Annotated in this window: 20 protein-coding genes; 8 read left to right on the top strand and 12 right to left on the bottom strand. The window is 41.1% G+C overall.

What is annotated here, in order from left to right:
* Positions 1-180 precede the first annotated feature (180 nt).
* Positions 181-2,331: a S46 family peptidase gene (locus tag RYH73_RS05250; RefSeq protein ID WP_335312338.1), complete on the top strand. Its 2,151-nt coding sequence runs from the start codon at positions 181-183 to the stop codon at positions 2,329-2,331.
* A 12-nt stretch (positions 2,332-2,343) separates the two neighbouring features.
* On the opposite strand, the gene miaA is transcribed toward RYH73_RS05250, so the two are convergent.
* The 3 genes from miaA to RYH73_RS05235 form a co-directional block, all read right to left on the bottom strand.
* Positions 2,344-3,270 (bottom strand): tRNA (adenosine(37)-N6)-dimethylallyltransferase MiaA, encoded by a 927-nt coding sequence (gene miaA / locus RYH73_RS05245; protein WP_335312337.1) that lies wholly within the window; start codon positions 3,268-3,270, stop codon positions 2,344-2,346.
* The gene (locus RYH73_RS05240; RefSeq protein WP_335312336.1) at positions 3,249-4,406 is read right to left on the bottom strand and encodes a Gfo/Idh/MocA family protein; all 1,158 of its coding nucleotides are present in this window, start codon (positions 4,404-4,406) and stop codon (positions 3,249-3,251) included. The genes miaA and RYH73_RS05240 overlap by 22 nt, the downstream gene beginning before the upstream one ends.
* 125 nt (positions 4,407-4,531) lie before the next feature.
* The gene (locus tag RYH73_RS05235) at positions 4,532-5,320 is read right to left on the bottom strand and encodes a hypothetical protein (RefSeq protein ID WP_335312335.1); all 789 of its coding nucleotides are present in this window, start codon (positions 5,318-5,320) and stop codon (positions 4,532-4,534) included.
* A 125-nt stretch (positions 5,321-5,445) separates the two neighbouring features.
* On the opposite strand from RYH73_RS05235, the gene RYH73_RS05230 reads away from it, so the two are divergent.
* Both RYH73_RS05230 and bshA read left to right on the top strand, forming a co-directional pair.
* Entirely contained in the window at positions 5,446-7,260 is a 1,815-nt protein-coding gene (locus RYH73_RS05230; RefSeq protein WP_335312334.1) for a serine hydrolase domain-containing protein, read from the top strand.
* Between the two features lie 130 nt (positions 7,261-7,390).
* Positions 7,391-8,530, top strand: coding sequence for an N-acetyl-alpha-D-glucosaminyl L-malate synthase BshA (gene bshA, locus RYH73_RS05225; protein WP_335312333.1), 1,140 nt, complete (start codon positions 7,391-7,393; stop codon positions 8,528-8,530).
* A gap of 45 nt (positions 8,531-8,575) precedes the next feature.
* Here bshA and RYH73_RS05220 read toward each other — a convergent pair whose 3' ends face one another.
* On the bottom strand, positions 8,576-9,709 hold the full coding sequence (locus tag RYH73_RS05220) for a lactonase family protein (RefSeq protein ID WP_335312332.1): 1,134 nt from the start codon (positions 9,707-9,709) through the stop codon (positions 8,576-8,578).
* Positions 9,710-9,760: 51 nt separating this feature from the next.
* On the bottom strand, positions 9,761-10,111 hold the full coding sequence (locus RYH73_RS05215) for a phage holin family protein (protein WP_335312331.1): 351 nt from the start codon (positions 10,109-10,111) through the stop codon (positions 9,761-9,763).
* 190 nt (positions 10,112-10,301) lie between these two features.
* Here RYH73_RS05215 and rimP point away from each other — a divergent pair, with 190 nt between their 5' ends.
* The 3 genes from rimP (at position 10,302) to infB (ending at position 15,171) form a co-directional block, all read left to right on the top strand.
* On the top strand, positions 10,302-10,766 hold the full coding sequence (gene rimP, locus RYH73_RS05210; RefSeq protein WP_335312330.1) for a ribosome assembly cofactor RimP: 465 nt from the start codon (positions 10,302-10,304) through the stop codon (positions 10,764-10,766).
* Between the two features lies 1 nt (position 10,767).
* Positions 10,768-12,003 (top strand): transcription termination factor NusA, encoded by a 1,236-nt coding sequence (nusA, locus tag RYH73_RS05205; protein ID WP_335312329.1) that lies wholly within the window; start codon positions 10,768-10,770, stop codon positions 12,001-12,003.
* A 114-nt stretch (positions 12,004-12,117) separates the two neighbouring features.
* Entirely contained in the window at positions 12,118-15,171 is a 3,054-nt protein-coding gene (gene infB / locus RYH73_RS05200; RefSeq protein WP_335312328.1) for a translation initiation factor IF-2, read from the top strand.
* Between the two features lie 807 nt (positions 15,172-15,978).
* On the opposite strand, the gene RYH73_RS05195 is transcribed toward infB, so the two are convergent.
* Complete coding sequence (locus RYH73_RS05195; RefSeq protein WP_335312327.1) at positions 15,979-17,802, bottom strand: ABC transporter ATP-binding protein; 1,824 nt, start codon at positions 17,800-17,802, stop codon at positions 15,979-15,981.
* A 196-nt stretch (positions 17,803-17,998) separates the two neighbouring features.
* On the opposite strand from RYH73_RS05195, the gene RYH73_RS05190 reads away from it, so the two are divergent.
* Together RYH73_RS05190 and RYH73_RS05185 are read left to right on the top strand one after the other, a co-directional pair.
* On the top strand, positions 17,999-19,159 hold the full coding sequence (locus RYH73_RS05190) for a pyridoxal phosphate-dependent aminotransferase (RefSeq protein ID WP_335312326.1): 1,161 nt from the start codon (positions 17,999-18,001) through the stop codon (positions 19,157-19,159).
* A gap of 15 nt (positions 19,160-19,174) precedes the next feature.
* Positions 19,175-20,017, top strand: a complete 843-nt coding sequence (locus tag RYH73_RS05185; RefSeq protein WP_335312325.1) for a prephenate dehydrogenase — start codon at positions 19,175-19,177, stop codon at positions 20,015-20,017.
* A gap of 30 nt (positions 20,018-20,047) precedes the next feature.
* Here RYH73_RS05185 and RYH73_RS05180 read toward each other — a convergent pair whose 3' ends face one another.
* The 6 genes from RYH73_RS05180 to RYH73_RS05155 all read right to left on the bottom strand — a co-directional run bounded on the left by RYH73_RS05180 (position 20,048) and on the right by RYH73_RS05155 (position 26,272).
* On the bottom strand, positions 20,048-20,761 hold the full coding sequence (locus RYH73_RS05180) for a 16S rRNA (uracil(1498)-N(3))-methyltransferase (RefSeq protein WP_335312324.1): 714 nt from the start codon (positions 20,759-20,761) through the stop codon (positions 20,048-20,050).
* Positions 20,762-20,767: 6 nt separating this feature from the next.
* Positions 20,768-22,087 (bottom strand): hemolysin family protein, encoded by a 1,320-nt coding sequence (locus RYH73_RS05175; RefSeq protein WP_335312323.1) that lies wholly within the window; start codon positions 22,085-22,087, stop codon positions 20,768-20,770.
* A 3-nt stretch (positions 22,088-22,090) separates the two neighbouring features.
* Positions 22,091-22,633, bottom strand: coding sequence for an inorganic diphosphatase (locus RYH73_RS05170; RefSeq protein ID WP_335312322.1), 543 nt, complete (start codon positions 22,631-22,633; stop codon positions 22,091-22,093).
* A gap of 16 nt (positions 22,634-22,649) precedes the next feature.
* Positions 22,650-23,315 carry a DedA family protein gene (locus RYH73_RS05165; protein WP_335312321.1) on the bottom strand — a complete coding sequence of 222 codons (666 nt, stop codon included), beginning with the start codon at positions 23,313-23,315 and terminating at the stop codon, positions 22,650-22,652.
* Between the two features lie 71 nt (positions 23,316-23,386).
* On the bottom strand, positions 23,387-24,766 hold the full coding sequence (locus tag RYH73_RS05160; RefSeq protein ID WP_335312320.1) for an NADH-quinone oxidoreductase subunit N: 1,380 nt from the start codon (positions 24,764-24,766) through the stop codon (positions 23,387-23,389).
* Positions 24,767-24,820: 54 nt separating this feature from the next.
* Positions 24,821-26,272 (bottom strand): complex I subunit 4 family protein, encoded by a 1,452-nt coding sequence (locus RYH73_RS05155; RefSeq protein ID WP_335312319.1) that lies wholly within the window; start codon positions 26,270-26,272, stop codon positions 24,821-24,823.
* Positions 26,273-26,277: the final 5 nt, after the last annotated feature.

Here is a 26,277-nt window from a genome sequence, read left to right as displayed (position 1 = left end):
GACGACCATAACAAGGATTCGCATTGAATCTATAGGAGATGTGGAACCTAAGTAAATGACACGCTATTTGCACGGCCAACAAATAAAATGCATCTTTGTTGCCTTACTTAGTATTTGTCAAGCACCGATTATTTAACCAAAAAATTGTCTTGACAAAGAATATTACACATATTAAAACATATGAAAACGAAGAAAATTTGGTTTTTAATTTTGCTTTTACTTCCATTTACCCTTGTCCGAGCCGATGAAGGGATGTGGTTTCTTATGCATATTGACCGATTGAACCACCGGGATATGCAAAAGATGGGCTTACAGTTGACATCAGAAGAAATTTACAGCATCAATCACTCCAGTTTAAAAGATGCTATTGTTCAATTTGGAGGTGGGTGCACGGCGGAGATCGTTTCGAAAGACGGTTTAGTTTTGACCAATCATCATTGCGGATATGGCTCCATTGCGGAGCTTTCTACACCAGAGCACGACTATCTAACCAATGGTTTTTGGGCTCGGAGTAGACCAGAAGAGTTGAAACCAAAGTCGCTTTCTGTCCGTTTCTTTGTACGGATGGACGATGTTTCAAAACGCATCTTAAGTAAGGTGAACGAACAAATGACTGAATATGAACGAGAACAGATCATCAACAGAGAAATCGCACGTATTGAACAGGAAAATAATGAGGGGGGAAAATATGTAGTATCTGTAAAATCATTCTATAATGGTAACGAGTATTATTATTTTGTATACCAGGACTACAACGATGTTAGATTAGTGGGTACCCCTCCCAATAGCATAGGAAAGTTCGGTGGAGATACTGACAATTGGGAATGGCCGCGCCATACCGGTGATTTCTCATTATTCCGTGTATACGCAGACAAAGATGGTAATCCCGCAGAATACAGCGAAAGCAATGTTCCCTTGAATCCTCGATATCATTTACCGATCAGTTTGAAAGGCTTTCAAGAGAATGATTTTGCCATGATTTTGGGATATCCGGGCCGAACCAATCGGTGGATGCCCGCAGCAGGTATTGATCAAAATGTGAATTTTGCCTACCCGGCTTGGGTAGAAGCTTCCAAAATTGGAATGGATAATCTAAAGAAGCACATGGATCAAAATCAGCAGGTGAAGCTTGAATATGCTCCCAAATATGCACAAGTAGCAAACTACTGGAAAAATAGGCAGGGCATGATCGATGCCCTCAGCAAGCATCAGACAGCAACTACCAAACGAGCGGACGAAGCCAAGTTCAATTTGTGGGCAAATAAGAAAGAAAACAAAGCACAATTCGGGCAGGTAATAGAGACCATTAATCAGTACTATGAACGGACAAACGAAAGAAGCCGTCACGACAATTACATGATGGGCATGCTGCGTTCAAGTACTTTTGCCGCCCTACCCTATGTACTGGGAAGAGCCCTGTTAATTTACGCAGACGGTACCGATGCCAAAAGATCGGCCATTAAATCGGATATAGAGGCTGAAATAGCAAATCAGTATGAAACACTTTACCTCCCCTTAGAACAAGATGTACTGGCCGCCGAACTTAATTTATACGCAAGCAAGGCCAAAGCTGGAGGCTTAGCGCCCCTTGTCGATTCCATTAGCCAAGCAACTCATGGTGTTTTTGGCGATTACATCAAGCAGGCATTTGCATCAAGCCTATTTGCTTCAAAAGAGAAATTATTTGCCTTTTTAGCAAATCCGAAAGCGGAACAGGTAGAGCAAGATCCATTATTTCTCCTTTCATCTGCTATCATGACCCGATATCGTTATACAGATGAAGCACAAAAAAGAGAAGAGGCCGATTTTCAACGTGCATTTCGACTGATGGTGGAGGGTATGCGCCAAGCCAATCCGAAGAAGGTATATTATCCTGATGCTAATAGCACACTACGTTTGACCTATGGTAGAATAACTGCTCTTCCCGCTGATCCGCAGAATGACGCAAAGGAAAATTATTACACCACACTTAAAGGCACTGTTGCAAAATACAAACCAAAGGATGAAGAATTTGATCTACCTCAAAAATTGATTGACCTTTATGAGGCAAAAGACTTTGGACGATATGCCGATCAAAAAGGATATCTACCCGTTAATTTTCTAACGAATAACGACATCACAGGTGGTAATTCCGGATCCCCTGTCATCAACGGAAAAGGTGAATTAATCGGTATTGCTTTCGATGGCAATATAGAAGCCATGGCGGGTGATGTAATTTTTGATCACCAACTTCAGCGAACGATTGCCGTTGATATCCGTTACGTTTTGTTTATCATGGATAAATTTGCGGGGGCAAAACACTTGGTTGATGAGATGACCATTGCTGAATAATAGATACAATTCCTACAAGCGGCTCTCAAGGTTAAGAGAGGCGCTTATTTTCTCTACGTTCGCCGCGATTGAATCATGCCCGTTCAGCCAATGAATGTTTATCCCGTCCTTTTCCATCTTCCTGAAATAGGTCATTTGTCGTTTCGCAAAGCGATGAATTTCTGTATTAAGCTTGACAAATAGCTGCTGCCTATCTATTTCGCCCAAGAGAAAGGCGGTTACATATTTATATTCCAAGCCATAAAATTTAAGTTTATCAGCAGCCACCCCGGCATCCATTAATCGCTGTACTTCCTCAATCAAACCTGCCTCTAATCGTTGTTCTAACCGTTGTGTAATCTTGGTTCGTCGATCTTCCAAAGATAACCGGATACCGAAAACACGGGCGTCTAAGTTTTGCTGCTGTTTCGTTATTTCGTAAGGATTACTTTTTAGCCAGCTAGCGATTTCGATCGCCCTAATCAGCCGTTTTTTAGTACTGATATCGGCTTTGAACGTGGGAGGTTGCGGTAAAGACAGAAACAGTTTTTCTAAGGCTTCGCTATCTTTTTCCAAAAGGCTCACGCGAAGATTATCATTGCGTGGAATGGAAGTAAAGGTATAGTGTTGCAATACGGATTGTATATACATGCCTGTTCCACCACAGAGAATGGGTACCTTACCCTGAACCTGTATAGTTAATAACGCTTCTTGAAAGTCGTCTTGAAAATGGGCGACATGGTATGTATCACCGGCATCACGAATATCGATCAGGTAATAATCGACCCCGTGGTACTCCATCAAATCCTTCCCCGTTCCGATATCCATTCCCCTGAACACCTGCCGTGAATCCGCACTGATGATGGCCCCGTTAATCTTTTTAGCAAGGGCAACGGCCAGGGCAGTTTTCCCTGAAGCCGTTGGACCCAAAATGCATATTAAACCACGAACTTGGTCCATTTTTCATTGCTGGCATTGCTAGCCACCACATTATCAATAAAAGCCATTCCACGCACGCCATCTTCCACCGTAGGGAAATCAAGCATTTCGGGTGTTGGTGTTTCGCCGTTTAATTTAGCAGACACCGTTAACACAAAGTTTCTGTAGATATTTCCAAAAGCTTCCAATAGTCCTTCAGGGTGTCCGGCAGGAATCCGTGTATTGTGCTTAGCAGCATTACTTAAATAAGCATTGCCGGTACGATAGATCTGCTTCGGTTGATCTAATAAGTTCACATATAAACTATTTGGCTCTTCCTGAATCCATTCCAAACCACCCTCTTCACCATAGATTCTTATGCGAATGGCATTCTCTTCTCCGGCAGCAATCTGCGAAGCAATTAACACACCATTGGCTCCGTTATCGAAACGAATCAGCACATTACCATCATCGTCCAATAAACGTCCTTCCACTAAAGTATTTAAATCAGCGCAAATATCCACAATCTTTAACCCGGTGATGTATTCAGCTAAATGCGCTGCATGCGTACCAATATCACCCATGGCACCGCTTTTGCCGGATCGCTTGGGATCCGTCCGCCATGCGGCTTGCGCATTTCCTTCCCTTTCGCTCAAGCGACTTAACCATCCTTGTGGATATTCTACGATTACTTTTCTAATCTTACCAAGTTTGTTTTCTTTTACCATGGCTTTCGCCTGCTTTACCATTGGATAACCACTATAGGTATGTGTGAGCGCCAATGTTAGACCTGTTTTTTCCACGAGATCTTTCAATTGCTTCGCTTCTTCCAAGGTAAATGTCATGGGCTTTTCGATTACCACATTGAAACCATTTTCCAGTGCCAGACGCGCGGGATCAAAATGAACAAAATTCGGTGTAACGATTGTCACAAAGTCCATCCGCACGTCCTCAGGCAGTTGGCTTTCTTTCTCTATCATCTCTTGATAGGTACTATAAACGCGACTTGGATCAACGAATAAGGCTTCTCCAGATTCCTTTGAGATTTCAGGGTTCACGCTAAAAGCACCGCAGACTAATTCGACTAAACCGTCCATTCGAGCAGCAATGCGGTGTACTGAGCCAATAAATGCATCAATACCTCCGCCTACCATACCCATACGAAGTTTTCTTTTCATTGTTGTTATTTTAATTAAATTGGTGTTGAGCTATAAGTATCGGCCTAAAATAAAAAAAAGATCTTACAACCTGAATTCGATTATTACTTTCTGCTCAGAACGCTTTGAAATCAACCGATTCAGGTTTATAACACTTGACGCATTTTTATACTGCCCAAATTTTCCACCCAAAGCCGGGAAACACTCGGATCCATCGGTTGATCTGCCCGCCCCACATGGTAACGTATATGATCTGTAACGTTCACCATGAAATGTTGAGGTGGTACGAACCCTTCTGATCGAAAGCCCAGCTTTTCGTAATTTGCTCCAGAAGACCAATCTCGATCAATATAGGTCATAATGTCACCAGGTTGATAGGCATTAACAAGCCCTTTAAGTAGCTTGCTCAAGCCACCTACCACCAAATAGCCGGAACGATTACAGCATCGCAGCAGTTCAAAGGATCGATATTCAGGTGCTGTATCTCGCATTTTACGGCCTCCACTAAATACAGCTATCGCCATTAATACCTCCCCACACAAAAGTCCATATCGATATTTACCCGGGAGGGGAACTTGCAAATGATGTTCTTTTTGGAAAGACAAGGCTTCTTCTTTATTGATTCGAACCAAGTTTGTGCTACGCGCATATATTCTATGAGCTAAACCCAATGCGGCACCAAGTCTGGCCATGATCACTTTATTTCTTTCTAAAAATAGATCCTCATCTATATGTATTTGGCGAAGGCCCCTAAACGGTTCTTCTACGTGTTTTACATTAAAGTGAAGGCTATTATAAAATTTGATCAACAAGGAGGCGGAGTCGATCAGGATTTTTGCAACGACGGCCGATTGTTCGATGATAGAAGCTTGAACACCTAATTCTTCTTTCAGTTGTTTTATGAATAAATCGACGCTTTTAGGTTCAGCTTCCATATTGCAAACATACTAAACTTGTATCTTTTCACTTATCGGAAGAATCATTTCCATATATCTATTCCCATATATTGCATATAACCATTAATTTGTCTAAGTTCGATTATCATCTCAAAAACAAACTTATGTATATACCAAAGCCTTTCTCCGCTTTCATCATTTTGCTTATATTGGCCTTTCAGGCTTGCGCTCAAAACACGCACCAAGAAAATATCCAGCAGGTATTAGCGCAAAAAAAGCAAAGTTTATCCCAGACCATCGCACTGAATAATCAAACGGGAATAATTCCCATCAAAGGGCTGGGTGATTTAAAAATAGCCAGTTTAGATCTTGGTTTTAATGAGGCAGATCGCTTTAACACCATGTTATCTCGCTATGCATCGATCGATGCTTATCATGCAGAAGGGAACCTGGCGTCTCTGCAACTATTAAGCGAGCAGATTAAATTTCATAACCTGCTTATCATTCAACTTGCAAAGGACGTAGCTGCCAGTCAAAATATACTCGATTTTATCAAAAATGAAATGGCCGGCAAACAGGTTATCATTTGCGGTTTTGGTTCACCACAAAAACTGTCTTTACTTGATGCGCTTCCCGTTCCCATTATCTGGTCGACCGACACCGGTGCCATCGCTGCACAAAACAGTGCTTCCGCCGTTTTCGGAGGCATTGCTATCACCGGGAAATTGACAACGAACATTTCGCCCCGCTTTCCGGCAGGTAGTGGTTTTACAACCATGAAAACGCGCTTAGGATACGATCTACCTGAATCCGTCGGTATAAAAAGTGAGTATTTGACGGATCCCATAGGCAATATCGTTAGAGAAGCAATCGCTGAACAAGCTACACCCGGCGCTGTTGTGATGGTGATAAAAAACGGAACGGTTATTTTTGAGGAAGCCTATGGTTTTCACACCTATGAAAAACAGCGACCAACACTTGTTTCCGATATTTTTGACATGGCATCCATTAGCAAAATTACCGCTACTACACCCAGCGTAATGCGTCTGTATGAAGAAAAAAAAATCGATCTTAATCAAACAATTGGCCATTATTTATTTCAAGCAAGGCAAACCAATAAAAGTAATATAAAGCTACGGGATGTCATGCTTCATCAAGCCGGTTTTGTTCCTTACATACCCTTTTATAAAAACCTTAAGCCGGGAGATGTGAGCAGTGATTCTTCTGCTACACACAATGTAAAAGTAGCTGACGGGCGCTTTTTATTGAGTGATTACTATCGCAACGTGATGTGGCCGGAGATGCTCAAATCTAAATTGGAAACGCCGGGAAAATACGTTTACAGCGATATCAGTATGTACGTAATGAAGGAGGTGGTTGAACAACAAGCCTCTGAACCGATTGAAAATTATGTTCAGGAGCAATTTTATCGACCCTTAGGGATGTATAAAACCGGTTATAATCCACGATTACGTTTTGCCAAGGAGGAAATTGTGCCGACCGAACGGGACACTTATTTTAGAGACACCCTTTTGCAAGGCTACGTACATGATCAAGGCGCAGCTATGGCGAATGGTGTTGCCGGCCATGCCGGAATATTCAGTACAGCGAATGATTTAGCTATTTATGGCCAACTGCTATTGAATAAGGGCACCTATGGCGGAGAGGTCTACTTCGCTCCAAAAATTGTAGAAGAATTTACAAGTAAACAATCAACCGTCAGTCGTAGAGGTTTGGGATTTGATCGAAAAGACCCGGACGCAAGCAAGGCCTATCCTTCCACCTTGGCCTCGGCCTCGACATTCGGCCATACAGGTTATACAGGTACTTGCATTTGGATCGATCCCAAGCACCAGTTAACCTATATTTTTCTTTCGAATCGCGTACATCCGACGGTTACCGATAAACTGTATAACCTGAATATTCGCCCGCGCATCCAAGATGCAATCTATGAAGCAATTGCCAAGGGCTTGGAATAATACTTGACATAGGCTTAACAATTACTACAGAAAATAACGTTTAATTTGCAGCCACGTTGATCAATGAATTATGCAATTAGCCGCATCAATTGTTTATGATCAATTGTTATAAAACTTATTATATTATCAAATGAAGATAGGTATTGTATGTTACCCAACATTTGGAGGTAGTGGTGTAGTAGCTACCGAATTGGGCAAAGGCTTAGCTGCTAACGGCCATCAGGTTCATTTTATTACCTACAGCCAGCCTGCTCGACTTGATTTTTTCTCCGCCAATCTGTTTTATCACGAGGTGAGTATATCTAAATATCCCTTATTTGATTTTCCACCTTATGAACTTGCTTTAGCCAGCAAATTGGTCGATGTTGTTCGATTTGAAAAATTGGACCTCTTACATGTGCATTATGCAATACCACATGCTTCCGCTGCTTTTATGGCAAAGCAGATTCTGGAAACTTATGGAATTCGCATTCCCGTTGTTACAACGCTTCACGGAACAGACATTACCTTGGTAGGAAAAGATCCGAGCTATAATCCCGTGGTTACCTTTTCTATCAATCAATCGGATGGTGTAACCGCTGTTTCTACCAATTTGAAAGAGGATACGTTGAAGCATTTTGATGTAGCAAAAGATATCCAGGTTATTCCTAACTTTATCGATTTGACCCGCTTTAGTCTGAAGCCACGTGCGCATTTCAAAAAAGCCATTGCCCCGGGCGACGAGCGAATTTTGGTCCATACCTCAAACTTTAGAAGAGTAAAGCGCACATCCGATGTGATCAAAGTGTTTCAAAAAATCCAAGAAAAAGTAAGGTGTAAACTTTTGATGGTAGGTGACGGTCCAGATCGCGTAAATGCCGAGCAGCTCTGTCGGGATTTAGGTGTATGTGAAGATGTACGGTTTTTAGGAAAACAAGATGCGATTGAAGAGATATTGTCTGTTGCCGACCTCTTCATGATGCCCTCTGAGTCGGAGAGTTTTGGTTTAGCCGCTTTAGAAGCTATGGCTTGTAGCGTACCTGTTGTTTCGTCCAATGCCGGTGGTTTACCCGAATTAAATGTGGATGGCATAACGGGCTTTTTAGACGACGTAGGTGATATTGCAAGTATGGCTGATCACGCCGTTTACATCCTCGAAAATAACGATCGCTTAGAAGAATTTAAGGCCGCTGCACTTGCACGCGCGAAAGAATTTGATTTGGGGTTGATTTTACCTGTTTACGAAAGATATTACCAAGAAGTAATCGATCAAGTAAAAGCGACTGCCTAGTAGGCCATTAAGGTTCCACGAGGAACCTTAATGTTGAAAAACACACTACAATTCATCAAAAAGCACACAAACCGGAGCCCCCACTTCGATGCGGTTTCCCGTGCCTTTTAACTGGCCTGTCTTTTCATCCCGCGCAAATACAATGACCTCATCGGTATATTGGTTTGCTACCAACAAGTACTTCCCGTCAGGTGAAATGGCGAAGTTGCGGGGCCCCTTGCCTTCTACCGATTGATTTCCAATATGTGTTAATTTCCCATTTTGTTCATTAACAGCGTACATCGCTATGTCATTGGCTTCTCCTCTATTTGATGCATATAGATACTTTCCATCAGGTGATAGGTGGATATCTGCGGCACCCACATCCCCTTTGAAGGAAGGCGTTAACATACTTATTTCCTGCAGTGACATTAATTGTCCATTGTTATAAGCGTAAACAGTAACCGCCCCTTTCATTTCCTGTACCAAGTAAACATATTTTCCGTTCTTTGAAAACGCAATATGCCTTGGACCGCTGCCTGGCGAAGCTTTCGCAGTATTTACCTCCGTTGACAAAGGGGTATCCCTATTTGATGCCTCATACGGATATACATTAATCAAGTCCGTTCCAAGGTCCTGCACCAACAAAAACTTTCCATCAGGCGACAAGCAAGCCGAATGAACATGAGGTTTTTCCTGTCTACTTTTATCCGGTCCACTTCCTTCATGCTTTATCAATTGCACTTTTTCTGTCAGGCTACCATCGGGCTGAATTCCAAAAATCGTCAAGCTTCCTCCCGAATAATTTGACACCACGACATGTTGATCTTTCTGATCTACGATAACATGACAAGGGCTATCACCGTATGTCGGCTTCGTATTCAGCAAAACAAGTCTACCATCATCCGGATGATAATTGTATGCACTTACAGCTCCACCACCTGTGCTTAATTCATTAACTGCATAGAGCCGTTTCCTATCGGTGCTCAAGGCCAGAAATGAGGGATCCGATGCCGCAACCTCATTTTTATAACTTAACTTGCCTGAAGCAGGGTCAAAAGAATAGACGTAAATCCCTTTACTTTTTCCAGTATTGGTATAGGTGCCGATAAGCACATTCATTGTTTTCGTTTGCGCTTTTAGCACCACGGGTAATAAGATCATACAACCTAACAGGCAACAACGATTGACAGGTTTCATAAAGGATTGTTTTACAAAACCAAGTATACAGAAAATATCAAGCAACACCAATTAATTTTCGCGATTGGTACCGAAAAGGCTGCTTAAAATCATCTGAATAATGGCCGTTAAAATAGCAAAGAACATGGCGGAGAAAAAACCACTAACCGAAAATCCACTCATGATGCTACTTACCAACATAACCATTAGTACCGTAATGATAAACGAAATCAAGCCCAAGGTCAAGATATTCAATGGCAAGGTAAAAAAGCGTAAGATTGTTCCTACCGTTGCATTGGCCAAGGCGATCAATATACCAGCCAACAAGGCGCTCCAAAAGCCAGATACAGCGGCTCCCGGAACAACATAAGCAGCCCCCATAACGGCTAAGCCTGTAATAATTAATTCAATGATAAATCTCATATATTTTTTCTTTTGCTATTACACAAACGAGTTTAGGATAAAAATGTTTAAAAATATATCAATGTATTTCCTTGTAGCAAGAAAATCAACTATTTGAATTATTAATAATTTGTCGTACATTTGCATATCTTGATGAAAGAGGGGACAGCATAGTCCCCTCTTTTTATTACAAGAAATTTGTAAATTCACTATGGGCATCGAGAAAAGGGTATTAGAATTAGTAGAAGAAAAGATTGCAGATCGTCCGGATTTATTTCTGGTAGACATTAAAATGCACAGCAATGGCAAGCTGATTATTCATGTGGATGGCGATCAAGGAATTAACATCCAGGATTGTGCTGCGATCAGTCGACATGTAGGTTATCATCTAGAAGAGGAAAACGCGATCGAGAATGCCTATAATCTCGAAGTCTCGTCACCGGGGGTAGACAGCCCGCTTCGGTTGCTCCGCCAGTATCGAAAAAATATAGGTCGGACCGTTGCCCTAAAAATGGTTGATGGGTCAAAACGAGAAGGGACACTGCAAGAAGCTTCGGAAAAAGAGATCACCTTATCAGAGATCATCAAAGAAAAAGGCAAAAAAGCAATACAAGTGGAAACAAGTATTCCACTTGATCAAATCATAGAAACAAAGGTTTTAATTTCATTTAAATAAAATGAGCAATATAAATTTAATAGACTCATTTCAGGAGTTTAAAGACTTCAAAAATATTGACCGTCCGACGGTGATAAGTGTACTGGAAGAAGTATTCAGAAGCATGATACGTAAACGTTTCGGCACAGACGAAAACTGCGATGTAATTGTCAACCCTGATAACGGCGACTTGGAGATATGGCGTACAAGAGCCGTTGTAGAGGATGAGTTTTCAGAAGATGATGATTTGGAAATTGAACTAGCGGAAGCCCGCAAGGTCGACCCGGATTTAGAGATCGGTGATGATTTCATCGAAGAAATCACCTTAGAGAGCTTTGGGAGAAGGGCCATTCTGGCCGCAAGACAAACATTGGTTTCAAAAGTTTTAGAACTTGAAAAAGACGAAATCTTTAAAAAGTACAAAGATCGTGTAGGAGAGATTGTCACAGGAGAAGTTTATCAGATTTGGAAAAAAGAGACGTTGGTTTTGGATGACGAAGGAAATGAATTGATTTTGCCTAAAACCGAGCAAATTCCAGCTGATTATTTCAAAAAAGGTGATACAATCCGTGCCGTAGTTTACAAAGTAGATATGATGAATACGACCCCGAAAATCATCATTTCACGTACCGCTCCTGAATTCTTACAACGATTATTTGAACTGGAGGTTCCCGAAATCTTCGATGGATTGATCACCATTAAGAAAATCGTTCGCGAACCAGGTGAGCGGGCAAAAGTTGCCGTTGAATCATACGATGATCGTATCGATCCGGTAGGAGCCTGTGTAGGGATGAAAGGTTCTCGTATTCATGGAATTGTTCGTGAATTGCGCAATGAAAATATCGACGTAATCAATTTCACGAACAACGTCTCCCTGTACATACAACGTGCTTTAAGTCCGGCAAGAATCAGCTCTATTAAATTAGACGACGAAGACAAAAGAGCAGCCGTTTATTTACAATCCGATCAAGTGTCGCTCGCAATTGGCCGCGGCGGACATAATATTAAGTTAGCGGGCAAGCTAACGGGCTATGAAATTGATGTATATAGAGAAAGTGATGAGAACGACGAAGATGTGGATTTGGAAGAATTTGCAGATGAAATCGACGGTTGGATTCTGGATGAGTTCAAGCGCGTTGGATTAGATACGGCAAAATCAGTATTAGCTTTATCAACCGATGAGTTAGTACGCCGTACTGATTTAGAAGAAAACACAATACAAGAAGTTGTGCAGGTGTTACGCTCAGAATTCGAATAATTTGGCGGAGCGCGCACAAACAAAAGAATGCTTTGTTTATTATTTTAGTAATAAACAACTAAAAAGTATACTTTTGTAATATCACGTAATAAATTTAAGAGGTAAATAGATTAAATGACAGAAGGTAAAAGCACAAACTTACTGAAAGCTGCAAAAGAACTGAATATCGGAATTGGTACAGCGGTAGATTTTCTAGCCAAGAAAGGTTATGAAATTGAAGCAAAACCTAATACGAAATTAGACCGAGACATGTATGAGGTTCTTCTGCGCGAGTTTCAAGGAGACAAGATCGTGAAAGAGGAAGCCAATCAAATTGTGATTGGAAAGATTCGTCGCGAGGAAGCTCCTATTGAAACAACTGCATCAAAAGCAGCGCAGCCCGAGGTTGAAAATGATGAGATTTTAATAAAAAACAATAGCGCTTTCACTCCTTCCGCTGAGGATACCAAAGCCAATGCTTACAAACCTCAGCAACAGGAACCTTCTACTACAGATGAGCAACAAGATAAGGGCAAAGAACCGGGTTCAGAGCCTTCCATGGGGGTTAAAGTAGTTGGAAAAATAGACCTTTCCAGCCTTAATCAACGGAGTAGACCCGACAAGAAACCTTATATCAAAGAAGAGAATAAGGTAGAACAGGCAACGGATGAAACGCCTGCTCCTGCTCCGGTAGCTGCTGAGCAAAAATCAGAACAGCAGCCTGTGGCTGAAACTCCTAAAAATACATCTGTTACGGAAGAAAAACCTCCAGTGGTAAAAGAGGAACCACAAAAGGAAGAACCAGCTCCAATAGAACAAAAGGAACAACCAAAGGTGGAGGAAACGAAAGCCAATGCGCCGGAACCAAAGGGACCGGAGAAGGAGGTAGCTCCGCAAAATGAGGTTATCAGGGCACGTGCCGAGCACTTAAGCGGCCCTAAAGTAATTGGCAAAATAGAGCTTCCCACTTCTCCGCAAAAACGGAAAGATCAGCCCATTGCTTCTTCATCAGGAGCTGGGAGCTTATCAGATCACAAACGGAAGCGTAAACGTAATACACTTGGCGGAAATCAAAACCGTAATCAAGGAGATAACACGCAACAACAACGAGGGGGGCAACCTACAACAGGTGGTCAGACACAAAATCGTCCTCACCCGGGTCAAGGCCAAAATCAGGGGCAAAACCAAGGGGGAAGGCCGGACCATAGAGGAGGAAAAGGAAAACATGATTTCAAGGGTCGCGGGCGTCATGTAGAAACACCAAAAGAGGAGCCTTCAGAAAAAGAGATACAAGATCAAATAAAAGCAACACTTGCACGTCTCAGTGGTGCGGGTAAATCGGGGAAATTTGCGCAAAGAGCAAAATTACGTCGTCAAAAGCGTGACGATGTCGCCTTATCTGCCGAAGAAGCCGCATTGGAAAGGGAAATGCAATCGAAAGTTCTTCGTGTAACAGAATTTGTTACGGCGAATGACCTTGCGAATATGATGGATGTTTCGGTGACACAGGTTATCTCAACCTGCATGAGCTTAGGTATCTTTGCCTCAATCAATCAGCGTTTGGATGCGGAAACCTTAACCATTGTAGCGGATGAATTTGGCTACGAAGTTGAATTCGTTAAACCTGAAGATGAAGAAACGCATTCGCTAGAAGAAGAAGATGATGCAGATAACCTCGTTCAACGAGCTCCTATTGTAACTGTAATGGGACACGTTGACCATGGTAAAACCTCTCTTTTGGATTATGTCCGCAAGACGAATGTTATTGGTGGCGAGGCCGGAGGCATCACCCAACACATCGGAGCATACGCAGTTAAACTGGATGATGGAAGAAAAATCACGTTTTTGGATACACCGGGCCACGAAGCGTTTACCGCTATGCGTGCGCGTGGTGCAAAAATAACAGATATAGCCATTATCGTCATTGCAGCAGACGACAGTGTAATGCCTCAAACAAAAGAGGCTATTAATCATGCCCAAGCAGCGGGCGTGCCGATTGTTTTTGCTTTTACAAAAATCGACAAACCCGGCGCCAATGCTGATAAAATAAGAGAACAACTTTCCACCATGAATATCTTGGTGGAAGATTGGGGAGGAAAATACCAAGCACAAGAGATCTCTGGTAAAACCGGTTTAAATGTTGATTTGCTACTTGAAAAAGTCCTCTTAGAAGCAGAGTTGCTGGATCTTAAGGCCGATCCGAAGAAGCGCGCTGTAGGTTCAGTAGTAGAAGCTGCTTTAGATAAAGGCCGAGGTATTGTGACAACTGTTTTGATACAGGGAGGTACTTTACGTGTCGGCGATCCGATTTTAGCGGGATCGCATAGCGGTAAAGTGAAAGCATTGAGCAATGAACGCGGTCAGAAAGTTAGCGAGGCGGGCCCATCTACACCCGTTCAAATACTCGGTATGAATGGAGCTCCAACAGCTGGAGATAAATTTTATGTACTTGAAAGTGAAGCAGAAGCTCGTCAAATTGCGAATAAGCGCTTACAGCTCCAACGTGAACAAGGGCTTCGCACGCAGAAACATATCACATTGGACGAGATTGGTCGCCGCTTAGCCATTGGAAATTTCAAAGAACTCAATGTAATTGTGAAAGGTGACGTGGATGGTTCCATTGAGGCGCTATCTGATTCTTTATTAAAATTGTCGACAGAGGAGATTCAGGTAAATATCATCCACAAATCTGTTGGACAGATTTCGGAATCTGATGTATTATTGGCGTCCGCTTCTGATGCGATTATCATAGGCTTCCAAGTAAGACCTTCTCAAAATGCGCGTAAGTTAGCAGAACAAGAGCAAATAGATATCCGATTGTACTCCATCATTTACGATGCAATTGAAGAGCTAAAAGCCGCGATGGAAGGTATGTTGGCTCCTAAATTTGAAGAAAAAATCGTTGCTAACGTCGAGATTAGAGAAACATTCAAAATCAGCAAAGTAGGTACCATTGCCGGGTGTATGGTATTAGATGGAAAAATGAATCGCAACCATGATATCCGCTTAATTCGTGATGGTGTGGTTGTTTACTCTGGCAAATTAGCGTCCTTAAAACGCTATAAAGATGATGTCAAAGAGGTTTCTCAAGGTTATGAGTGTGGATTGAGTATTCAAAACTTTAATGATATCAAAGTAGGTGATATTGTTGAGGCTTACGAACAAGTAGAGGTAAAGAGAAAATTATAAAAAAACACTTCTATAAATAAAAAAAGGGGCTTCTGATTGGAAGCCCCTTTTTTTATTTCGCGATTCTCCCGAAAGACATAATCCACTTCACATCCGTTCAAAACGTTAAAAATAATTAGGAAATATGACTATCGGGAATAATACCTAAAGATAAGTGGGATTAATTGGGAGCTCCGTTGGTCGGTTTTACTTAAAAAATAGAACGAATATTTTAACTTCTTTCTTTTCATTAAGTTTTCGTTTTTTAAGGCATTCAAGGTCCGCGAAATAAAGAAGCAAAGAGCCGACCGTAGGGAGTCCATGAACACCTTTGAAAATAATGAAGTAGTGAATAAAATCGCCGCTTCAAAATTTACAGGAACGGATCGTGCCTCCCGGTGCTATTTGTAAATTTTGGAGGCGGCATTTTTTAGAACGTAGGGCTTTTACTTTTAACAGGACGTATTATTATCTTCAGCCCTAATATAGCCCTGCGCGTGGGTAAAACGGCCTTGGAGGATGCCGAGGCAACGAGCAGCAAAGCATTTGCATCGCTGTTAATGTTGCACTACCCAAGCGGATTGAGGAAGTGAAACGGCTCCAATACGCGCCGTTGATGCTTTGCAATCAGGTGCAAGGTAGCCTACACAGCCTTGATTTTTGGTTCTTTTCATCCAAGGAAAAGAACTATATAAAAAAATAACTAAAATAATCGTTCCTTTAATATAAACTCTTTCATCTGTGTTAAATCGATCTCTGTTTTAGGTCAGAAAGCCGATAGTCCTATTAAATTTATACCAACACCCAGGGATACTTAGTCAAGGTTGTCTATACTTCTTCGAATTGCTGCATATCCACCAGTCGTTTGTACAGACCATTTCTGGCGATCAGTTCGGTATGGTTCCCTTGTTCAACAATGGTACCTGATTCCAGAACTATAATAACATCTGCAGACTGAATCGTACTTAATCGATGTGCAATAACCAAGGTGGTTCGGCTATGCATCAATTTATTTAATGCATCTTGTACCAATTTTTCCGATTCGGTATCCAAGGCGGAAGTTGCCTCATCCAAAAGCAAGATAGGTGGATTGCGTAAAACGGCCCGAGCGATACAAATACGTTGTCTTTGCCCACCCGATAATTTTACACCCCGATCACCGATATTGGTATAATATCCGTTTTCCGTAGCTTCAATAAAGTCATGAGCGTTCGCAATTTTTGCAGCGGCAATCACTTGTTCCAAGGTAGCATCCAATACCCCGAATGCAATGTTATTAAATACCGTATCATTAAACAAAATCGATTCTTGATTCACCGTTCCCATCAGTGCTCGTAACGAATCACTTTGAATATCCTTAATATTGATACCGTCAAAGGTAATTTCACCGGACTGAACGTCTTGAAAACGAGGAAGTAGATCCATCAGCGTCGATTTTCCTCCACCGGAAGGCCCGACTAAGGCAACCGTCTTTCCCTTTGGAATATTGAAGCTTATATCTTTTAAAACCTTTTTATCCTGATAAGAAAAGTTTACCTGATTGAATGCAATGCATTCGTTAAAATCTGTTACCGGAATGGCGTTAGGAGCGTCTTGTATAGCTGGTTTTTCGTCGATCAGTTCCAATACCCGTTCGCCGGCCGCAATACCGGAATGGATATTACTAAAAGAATCCGTAATTGCTTTCGCCGGCCGCATCACCTGCGAGAACATAGCTATGTAAGCAATAAATGACGCGGCATCCAACTCTTCACTTCCTTGAAGCACTAAATTCCCTCCATATAATACCAATGCAGCCACCATCAATATACCGAGCAATTCCGATACCGGTGAGCCCAGCTGCTGTCGCCTTGCCATCCTTCTACCTAATTTAGAATAGTACACATTTTCGTCGTGAAACCTCCCCTTTACATAAGAAGTAGCATTAAAGGCTTTGATGATCTTCACACCGGACAACGCTTCATCCAAATAACTGATCATTTTTCCGTACACCTGCTGGGCTTCAGTCGCTTGTTGTTTTAACTTTCTAACAATTAAAGAAATGATAAAAGCGGATACCGGGATAACCAGAATGGCAAAAAAGGTTAGCTTATAGCTTATTGCAAACAACCAAATGATGTAAAACAATAATTGCAATGGTTCTTTAAAGACTACTTGTAGTGTAGCTGTGACGGAGAATTGCACAACCTGTACATCCGAAGCAATTTTAGAAATAATATCGCCCTTCCGTTGATTATTAAAATAACCGACATGTAGATCCATTACATTATTAAAAACTGTTTTTCGCAAATTCAGTAACGTATGAATCCGAAGATTCTCCATAATGCGTTGCGCAAAATAGCGAAAAAGATTACTGGTAAAAACAGAAGCAACAATCACGATCAATACACGTTGTAGCGTTCCGTAGGGTCCAAACTGTCGACTTAGCTCCTGTGCGTAATAATTAAAATGATCGATTAAGTTATACCAGTTCTCCGGTTTACTTACGATTTCTGCTTTATCTCCTTCGATAAATAGGGTATTCAGTAAGGGAATAAGAAGTGCCAAATTCAGTGTTCCGAAGAAGACTGTAATCAGCGTACAGATAATATAAGGAATGGCATATTTCTCAATGGGTTTAGCAAAAGACAATAATCGTAGATAGGTTTTCATTCAATATTTTTAAACCAAAAGTCCAAAGGTAACAAAAAGCTGAAACACTCCAGTAATAGAACGTAAAAAGTTGATCGACATATATATAAAACTAAGTAGATATTTACTTGGCATCCGGAAACAAAAAAAAGTTAAGCGAGTTCTGATGTCAATAACGCAACTATTTTAGTAAATTAGGCCGCTTAAAAGAGATGCGATGTTTATAGAGGTAGCTAAACGATTACAACATACAGAAGAGTACTATTTCTCAAAAAAACTACGAGAAATCGACGAGCTCAATAAAAATGGAGCAAAGGTCATTAATTTAGGGATCGGTAGTCCCGATTTACCTCCCCATCCAACCGTTATTGAAACATTAAGCAACTATGCTTCGCTACCTAATACGCACGCCTATCAAAGTTATAAAGGCGTACCCGCGTTACGATCTGCTATTGCCTCCTGGTACGATAAGTACTATCAAGTAAAATTAAATCCAGACACCGAAGTACTGCCCCTTATCGGATCAAAGGAAGGTATTATGCACATTTGCATGACTTATCTGCAAGAGGGAGATGAAGCGCTCATACCCAATCCAGGTTATCCAACTTACAGCTCTGCCGTTCGATTAACGGGGGCAAAAGGTGTATACTATGGATTACAGGAAGCCAATGGCTGGCTTCCGGATCTTGAAGCGCTCGCCAAACAGGATTTAAGTAAAGTCAAACTGATGTGGGTCAATTATCCTCATATGCCAACAGGTGCCAAAGCTGATAAAGCCTTTTTCAAAGATTTAATCACTTTTGCGAAAACCCACCGTATTTTGCTTTGTCACGATAATCCCTATAGTTTTATTTTGACAGAGCAACCTACTAGTCTAATGTCAATAGAGGGTGCTAAAGATGTTGCACTGGAGTTGAATTCGCTCAGTAAATCAAGTAATATGGCCGGATGGCGAGTTGGCATGCTCGTAGGCCATCATGACCGGATTAACGAGATTATGCGTTTTAAAAGTAATATGGATTCCGGTATGTTCTTACCACTGCAAATGGCGGCGACGGCGGCCTTGGCATTGGATGAAGAATGGTATGCAAAGCTTAACAAAATATATCGAGGTAGGCGACAAAAAGTTTATGAGCTTCTCCAAACTTTACATTGCGATTTTGATGAATCGCAGGTAGGTCTATTTGTTTGGGCAAAAGTACCTACAAGCTATAAAGATGGCTATGAATTAAGTGATGAAGTATTGAAACGGGCAGCGGTTTTCATAACACCAGGTGGAATATTCGGAAGTGCCGGGCAACAGTACGTACGCGTTAGCCTATGTACCACAGAGGCTGTCTTACAGGAGGCTATTGACAGAATTAAAGCAAAAAAATAAACCATTACATATAAAATGAAGATTGCCATCATTGGTGTAGGCTTAATAGGCGGATCGATTGCTATTACGCTCAAACAGAAAAAATTTGCTTCAAAGGTCATTGGTATTGACAAAGACGAGCAAAACATAAAAAAAGCACTTAGTTTAGGTCTTATCGACGAAAGTAAGTTATTGGAAGAGGCTATAGCCGACGCCGATATCTTCATTTTAGCTGTACCTGTAGATGTAATCTGTAACATATTGCCGAGTCTTCTTGATAAGATTTCTTCCAAACAAGTGGTAATGGACATGGGATCAACAAAAGAAAAGCTCCTTTCGCTGATTGAAAATCATGAGAAACGCGGGCGATTTGTAGCCTGCCATCCAATGGCCGGAACAGAATATTCCGGTCCGGAAGCCGCTGTTCCTAACCTATTTACGGGGAAGACAATGATTTACTGTGATGCAACCAATAGCGATGAAGACGCTTTTGATACCGCCGAAGCATTGGTAGACCAACTGGAAATGAAAACAGTTTTTATGAATGCGAAAGAGCATGACGTACATACGGCTTATGTTTCGCACATTTCGCACATCACCTCTTTTGCTTTAGCACTTACTGTTTTAGAGAAAGAAAAATCTCAGGGAAGGATCTTTGAACTGGCAAGTTCAGGTTTCGAATCTACGGTTCGCTTGGCCAAGAGTTCGGCCGACATGTGGATCCCCATATTCAGGCAAAATCGAAAAAATGTGATGGATGTATTGGAAGAGCATATTCATCAGTTACAGAATATGCAGCATTTATTAGAGACCGAAGATTACCAATCATTCTACAAACTGATCAAGAAATCCAATAAGATTAAACGGATACTAAAATAATTGAGCGGAATCTTTGGTTTCCGCTTATTATCAGTCACGGTTCAAAAGATTAACTTCCATACAGGCGTATAGAGCCGCTGTTTCCGTTCGCAGGCGTGTACGACCCAAACTGATCGCCCGATATGCTTTCCCCGTTGCCAAATCGACTTCCGAGGGGCTAAAATCACCTTCCGGACCGATAAGGATACAATAACGACCTCTTGGCTTTATTTCCTCCATTAGAGTAGTTTTTGGTGTATCTAAACAATGAGCTATAAAATGCTGCTCGGATGCTAATGGTTTCTCAAGAAAACGATGAAAATCAATTGGTTCATTTATTTGAGGATGATAAGCGCTCAGCGACTGCTTTACCGCAGCGGTCACCACCTTCATCAAACGTTCAACTTTTACCTCTTTACGTTCAGAACGCTCGCAAATGATTGGTGTAATTTCGTCTATACCGATTTCCGTTGCCTTTTCTAAAAACCATTCCAACCGATCTAGATTTTTAGTCGGCGCTATGGCAATATGTAAATAATGATTTCTTCTTCCGTAGTTTCGTTCAGTACTCAAAATACGGACCTTTGTACGCTTAGGATGGCTATCCGTAATTTCAGCGCGAAATAAATTACCCTTCCCATCAATTAATACGATGCTATTCCCTACTGCTAGCCTCAATACCCTTACACAATGCTTGCTTTCATCCTCATTGAGTAGGTATTCAATGGCATTCGAATCAATATCGGGTGTATAAAAAAGATGCACGGTTAATCAATCCTCTTCTTCGTCGTTTTCATTTTTCCGAGGTAACAATTCCAATTTCACATATTCAATATTCTGCTGTGTTTTCTTTAGAATAGTGAAGATATAACCGTGAAATTCTTTTCGCTCGCCAACATCCGGAATCTTGTCGAAAACGGTAATTACCAGACCGGAAATCGTGTCATAGTCCGAACTTTCAGGTAGCTCATACGGCAAATACTCATTAACGTCATGTACGCTAGCGGCCGCTTCTACAATATACTCTGTATCAGATGCTTTTTCAACAATTGGCTTCTCCTCATCATATTCGTCCTGAATCTCACCAACTAATTCTTCCACGATATCCTCCAGTGTAACCATACCGGCAGTACCACCGAATTCATCAAGCACGATCGCGATTTGAATGCGTTTTAATTGAAACTCACTCATCAAATCGTTTATCTTTTTATTCTCCGCAATAAAATAGGGCTTCCTGATAATGGTTTTGAGCACGAATTCTTTATTATTTACCATCAAGGGTAAAATATCCTTCGCGTGTACAATTCCGACAATTTTATCAATTGTTTCATCATAGACAGGAATTCTAGAGTACCCCTCACTGATGATCGTTTGCAAAAGTTCTTCTTTAGGACTACTCAGTTCGATACCTACAATTTTGGTTCTCGGAACCATAATGTTCTTAACTACTCGCTCGTTAAAGTCGAACACATTCTTAATCAATTCGTGTTCAACCATATTCAACGCACCACTTTCCTTTCCTTGATCCAAAAGATACTGTAACTCTTCAGTCGAGTGATGTGCTTCGTGAATATGAGCACCAAAACCCAAGATACGTAAAATAAAATTGGCAAATCCGTTTAAGATCCAGATAAAAGGGCGGAATATGATATAGAAAAACCGAAGGGGCAGCGACAAGGCCATAGTCGTTCCTACCGGGCGTTGGATTGCGATTGATTTGGGAGCCAGTTCACCGAAAACGATATGCAATACCGTTATGATAGAGAAGGCCAATACATGGCCAAGGTTAGTCGCAATCTGGCCGGTCAGCTCGACGTTAAACAGGCCAAAGACTTTATTCACGATCTCCGTCATCACCGACTCACCAACCCAACCCAGACCGAGGGAAGCCAGTGTAATCCCCAGCTGTGTGGCGGCTAAATAACCATCTAAATGTTGCGTTATATGTTTAGCCACCTTTGCCACGCTATTACCGGATTTTGCTTTTACCTCAATTTGCGAAAGTCGAACCTTTACAATAGCAAACTCGGCAGCAACAAAAAAACCGTTGAGCAGCACCAGAAATAATGTGACAAAAATTTGGAAGCCCATGTATTATTGGTTAATAAATGTCTTCTGATAGAGTTCTAAACTCTCCTGGATACAAGTATATGCAAAAGATTTACCCATCCATTTCTCAATAGTTACATTCTTTCCTTCCAGCGCTTTATAATCCTGGAAGAATCGAACGATCTCCTTCATGGTGTGAGGCGGAAGTTCGGAAAGGTCATTAATATAATTGACGGACATATCATTCTTCGCTACCGCAATAATTTTGTCGTCTTGTTCGCCTCCGTCAACCATGTGCATAACGCCAATCACCTTTGCTTCAATAATAGACATAGGAACTACATCCACCGAGCAGATCACCAAAATATCCAATGGATCTTTATCATCACAATAAGTTTGGGGAATAAAACCATAGTTTGCCGGATACATAACGGATGAAAATAACACGCGATCCAATTTTAGCAGACCGCTATCTTTATCAATTTCGTATTTGGCTTTGGAACCTTTAGGGATTTCTATGATTGCGTTTACGGAGGAAGGGACATCATCGCCCGGAGATACATTGTGCCACGGATGTGCGTTATTCATATAATTCTAAACTTAACTAATATTCTTTTTCTTCTTTTTTATCCTTATTTCCAGGATGCTTTTTAAAACTCTGTTTTATGATCGCAATAATAATAGGCGAAGCTGTCAATGCCACAAAGCCAATTACAATATACTCTATATAGTCTATAATCTGTGGAAATTGCCGGCCCAAATAAAATCCTGCTAAAGTCAAGGTTAATACCCACAAAAAACTTCCTATTATGTTATATAGAACAAATTTTTTAAAATCCAGGCGCACAATACCTGCAAATATTGGAGCAAAGGTACGTATTATTGGCATAAATCTACCCAAAATTAACGCGACACCCCCATATTTATTGTAAAACTCTTCGGCCATTACGATGTATTTACGCTTAAAAAGCCAAGAGTCTTTACGCTTAAAAAGCATTGGACCCGTGCGCCATCCGAACCAGTAACCCACAAAATTCCCCAATATGCCAGCAAATATCATTCCTGAACATAAGGTGAAGACGGAAACATTTAATAAACCTGAAGCGACAAATAGTCCTGCCAGAAAAAGCAGGTAATCTCCTGGTAGAAAGAAACCAAAAAATAGTCCGGTTTCAGCAAAAATTACGAATACTATTAGGTAGAAGCCACCTGACCGAATTAAGGTCTCAGCATCAAAGTATTGAAAAATAGATAAGCAGAATTCTTGCATATATAGCTACAAAGCTACCATTATAAATCCAAACATACGAAAAATTTACATGCTCCGCATCGCTAAGATCATTATATTAAGCTGCTTAAACATTCTGGATAAATTCCAATGAGTAGGGTCAATAAGGCAGCTATCAGCAATACCGCTTTATAGTTATTGTTGGCGACAATAGGAAGAACCTTCCCTTCTTTGAAATACATGTTAATAATAACATGAAAATAATAGAAGATACCGATCGCGGCATTAACTGCTGCCAAGACAACAAGTGTGACATGTAAATTAGACAGTGCTTCCGAAAACATCAAAAATTTACCTATGAAACCAGCGGTCAATGGAATACCTGCTAAGGAAAGCATGGCTAGGGTAAGAATGAATGCCAAAAATGGGTTTGTCTTTCCTAAACCATTAAATGATTCGAAATACTCCCCTCCTTCACTTCGCTTTACCAAAATTAATACAGCAAATGCGGTAACAGAAGCAATTGAATAGGCAGCTGCATATACCAGCATAGCACCATTGGCCTGACTGCCCATATTTAATATAGCGAATAACATGTATCCGGCATGCGAAATACTTGAATAGGCGAGCATTCGCTTAAAGCTTTGTTGTACCAATGCACTTATATTTCCAATAAAGAGCGTCAGCACAATAATAATAAGCAGAATAGGTGCCCAAAAATTCTGTAATGGCTCAAAGCAAACAGAGAATAAACGTAAGAAACCACCAAATGCCGCTGTTTTTACGACAGTACTCATGTAAGTGGTAATTAAAATGGGGGATCCATCATAAACATCGGGTGTCCAGAAATGAAAAGGAGCAGCTCCTACTTTAAAGGCTAAACCAATGATCAAAAATAGTATTCCTGCATAAAACAAAGGAGAAATATCCGCGCCGTTGTTTGTCACATATTCTTTTATTTTCGCTAAATCGAAGGAGGCACTTGCACCATAAATCAAAGCAATACCAAACAATAAAAAGCCCGTTGAAAAAGCGCCCATGAGGAAATATTTAAGTGATGCTTCGTTGGAGGCCAGATCTTTTTTTCTGATACCCGCCAAAATATAAAGCGCGACCGACATAATTTCTATTCCGATGAATAGCATGGACAGATTGTGAAAAGCAACTACCAACAAAGCACCCGTGAGGGAAAAGAGGAGGAGTGCATAATATTCTGCTATATTCGTACTAATACTATCAAAATAACCTTTCGATAGCACAAAAATCAATATCGTAATACCAATGAGCAGCATGGAAAATGCCAAGGCAAACTTATCAAACTGTATCATTCCGCTATAAAGTGGGGCAGCGTCTGCAGACCAAAGTTTCCATTCAAAAAATAAAGCAGCCAACATTCCTAGCAAGGAAATCGGTAGCAGCGCCTTTGGTGCTTTAAATATTCCCAAATATAAAACGAGTATTGCTAATAATGACAATGTAATAATTGCGCTCATTTGTATTCTATTAATTTCTTTTCAGATATACTTTCTTAATCAACTTTCAAACCCTTAGTGCGTAAGCTTAACTTGCTCTATTAAATTCGTAACGGCGGCTTCAGAAAGATGAAGTAACGGCTTCGGGTATATCCCGATAGCAATGATCAGAATCGCGAGAACTCCCAGCAAAAGCAGATCCGTCCCATTTACGTCTTTAAAATTGATCGTTTTTTCATTTGTTTCACCTAACATCACGCCTTGGTACATGCGGAGCATATACACCGCGCCCAAAATGATGGTAAGCCCGGCAAACACAGCCCACCAGATGCCGGCCTGATAAACGCCTATAAGTAATAAAAACTCACCGATAAAACCGTTCGTTAAAGGTAATCCAATAGCGCCTAAAACGATAATAAGAAAAACAAGAGCAAGCGTTGGAGCTGTCTTCGCAATTCCTCCCAGATCCTGTATCTCGCGCGTTTCCATTTGGCGAGCAATGATATCCACGACGAAAAATAAGCCGATAACACTAATACCGTGATTAATCATCTGTATCATGGCGCCTTGCAGGCTTTGAATGTTCCAAACAAACACCCCAGCCGCAATTAAGCCAACGTGAGCAATGGAAGAATAGGCAATCAATCGTTTAACATCTCTTTGTTTAAATGCAATGATAGACGCATACACAATGCCGATAACAGCTAAGCTAAGCGCCACACCTCCATATTGACTGAATCCAAAAGGGGCTATTGGCAGAAGCCATCTAATCAATCCATACACTCCCATCTTTAGCATAATACCCGACAACAACATCGTACCCGCTGTGGGTGCTTCAACATACGTATCCGGCTGCCAGGTATGAAAAGGAAACAAAGGCATTTTGATAGCAAAAGCAATGAAAAATGCCCAAAAAATATAACGTTGGGTTGTTTCATCCAGTCTGAGTTCATAAAAAGAACTTAACTCATAATTGGCGGTAGGCACTTGGGTATACAGATAAATAATCGCAATGAGCATCAATAAACTACCGGCGAAAGTATAAATAAAAAATTTCAATGTAACACGCGCTCGATTCGCTCCTCCCCATAAGCCACAAATAAAATAAATCGGAATCAAGGCAATTTCCCATCCAACATAAAAAAGGAATGCATCTAACGCAGTAAACACCAAGAGGAGACCTGTTTGCATAAACAAAACAAGCGCATAGAAAGCTCCCTTTTGTTGCTGTTTAAAGGTACTGAGCACAATTAAGGGGATGAGCCCATTGGTAAGCAATACCAATGGCATACTGATTCCATCAATTCCCACGTGAAAGTGGATACCAAGTGCCGGAATCCAAGGAATATTCTGTTCAAATTGAACACTGGCATCCGGTAAGAAAGCACTCAGCATCATAATAGTTATTCCGAGTGTTATAAGTGAGCAGATGAATGCTATTGGCTTAGCTAAGCTCGTATTTTTTACAAAAGCTAATAGAACGGCTCCTATTATGGGTACAAGAAGAAGTAAAACTAAATTATCCATGAATT

Source organism: Olivibacter sp. CPCC 100613 (assembly GCF_036959255.1).
Classification (GTDB): Bacteria; Bacteroidota; Bacteroidia; order Sphingobacteriales; family Sphingobacteriaceae; genus Olivibacter.
Note: the sequence above shows the minus strand (reverse complement) of the source record. Positions and strands in the feature narration are given on the sequence as shown.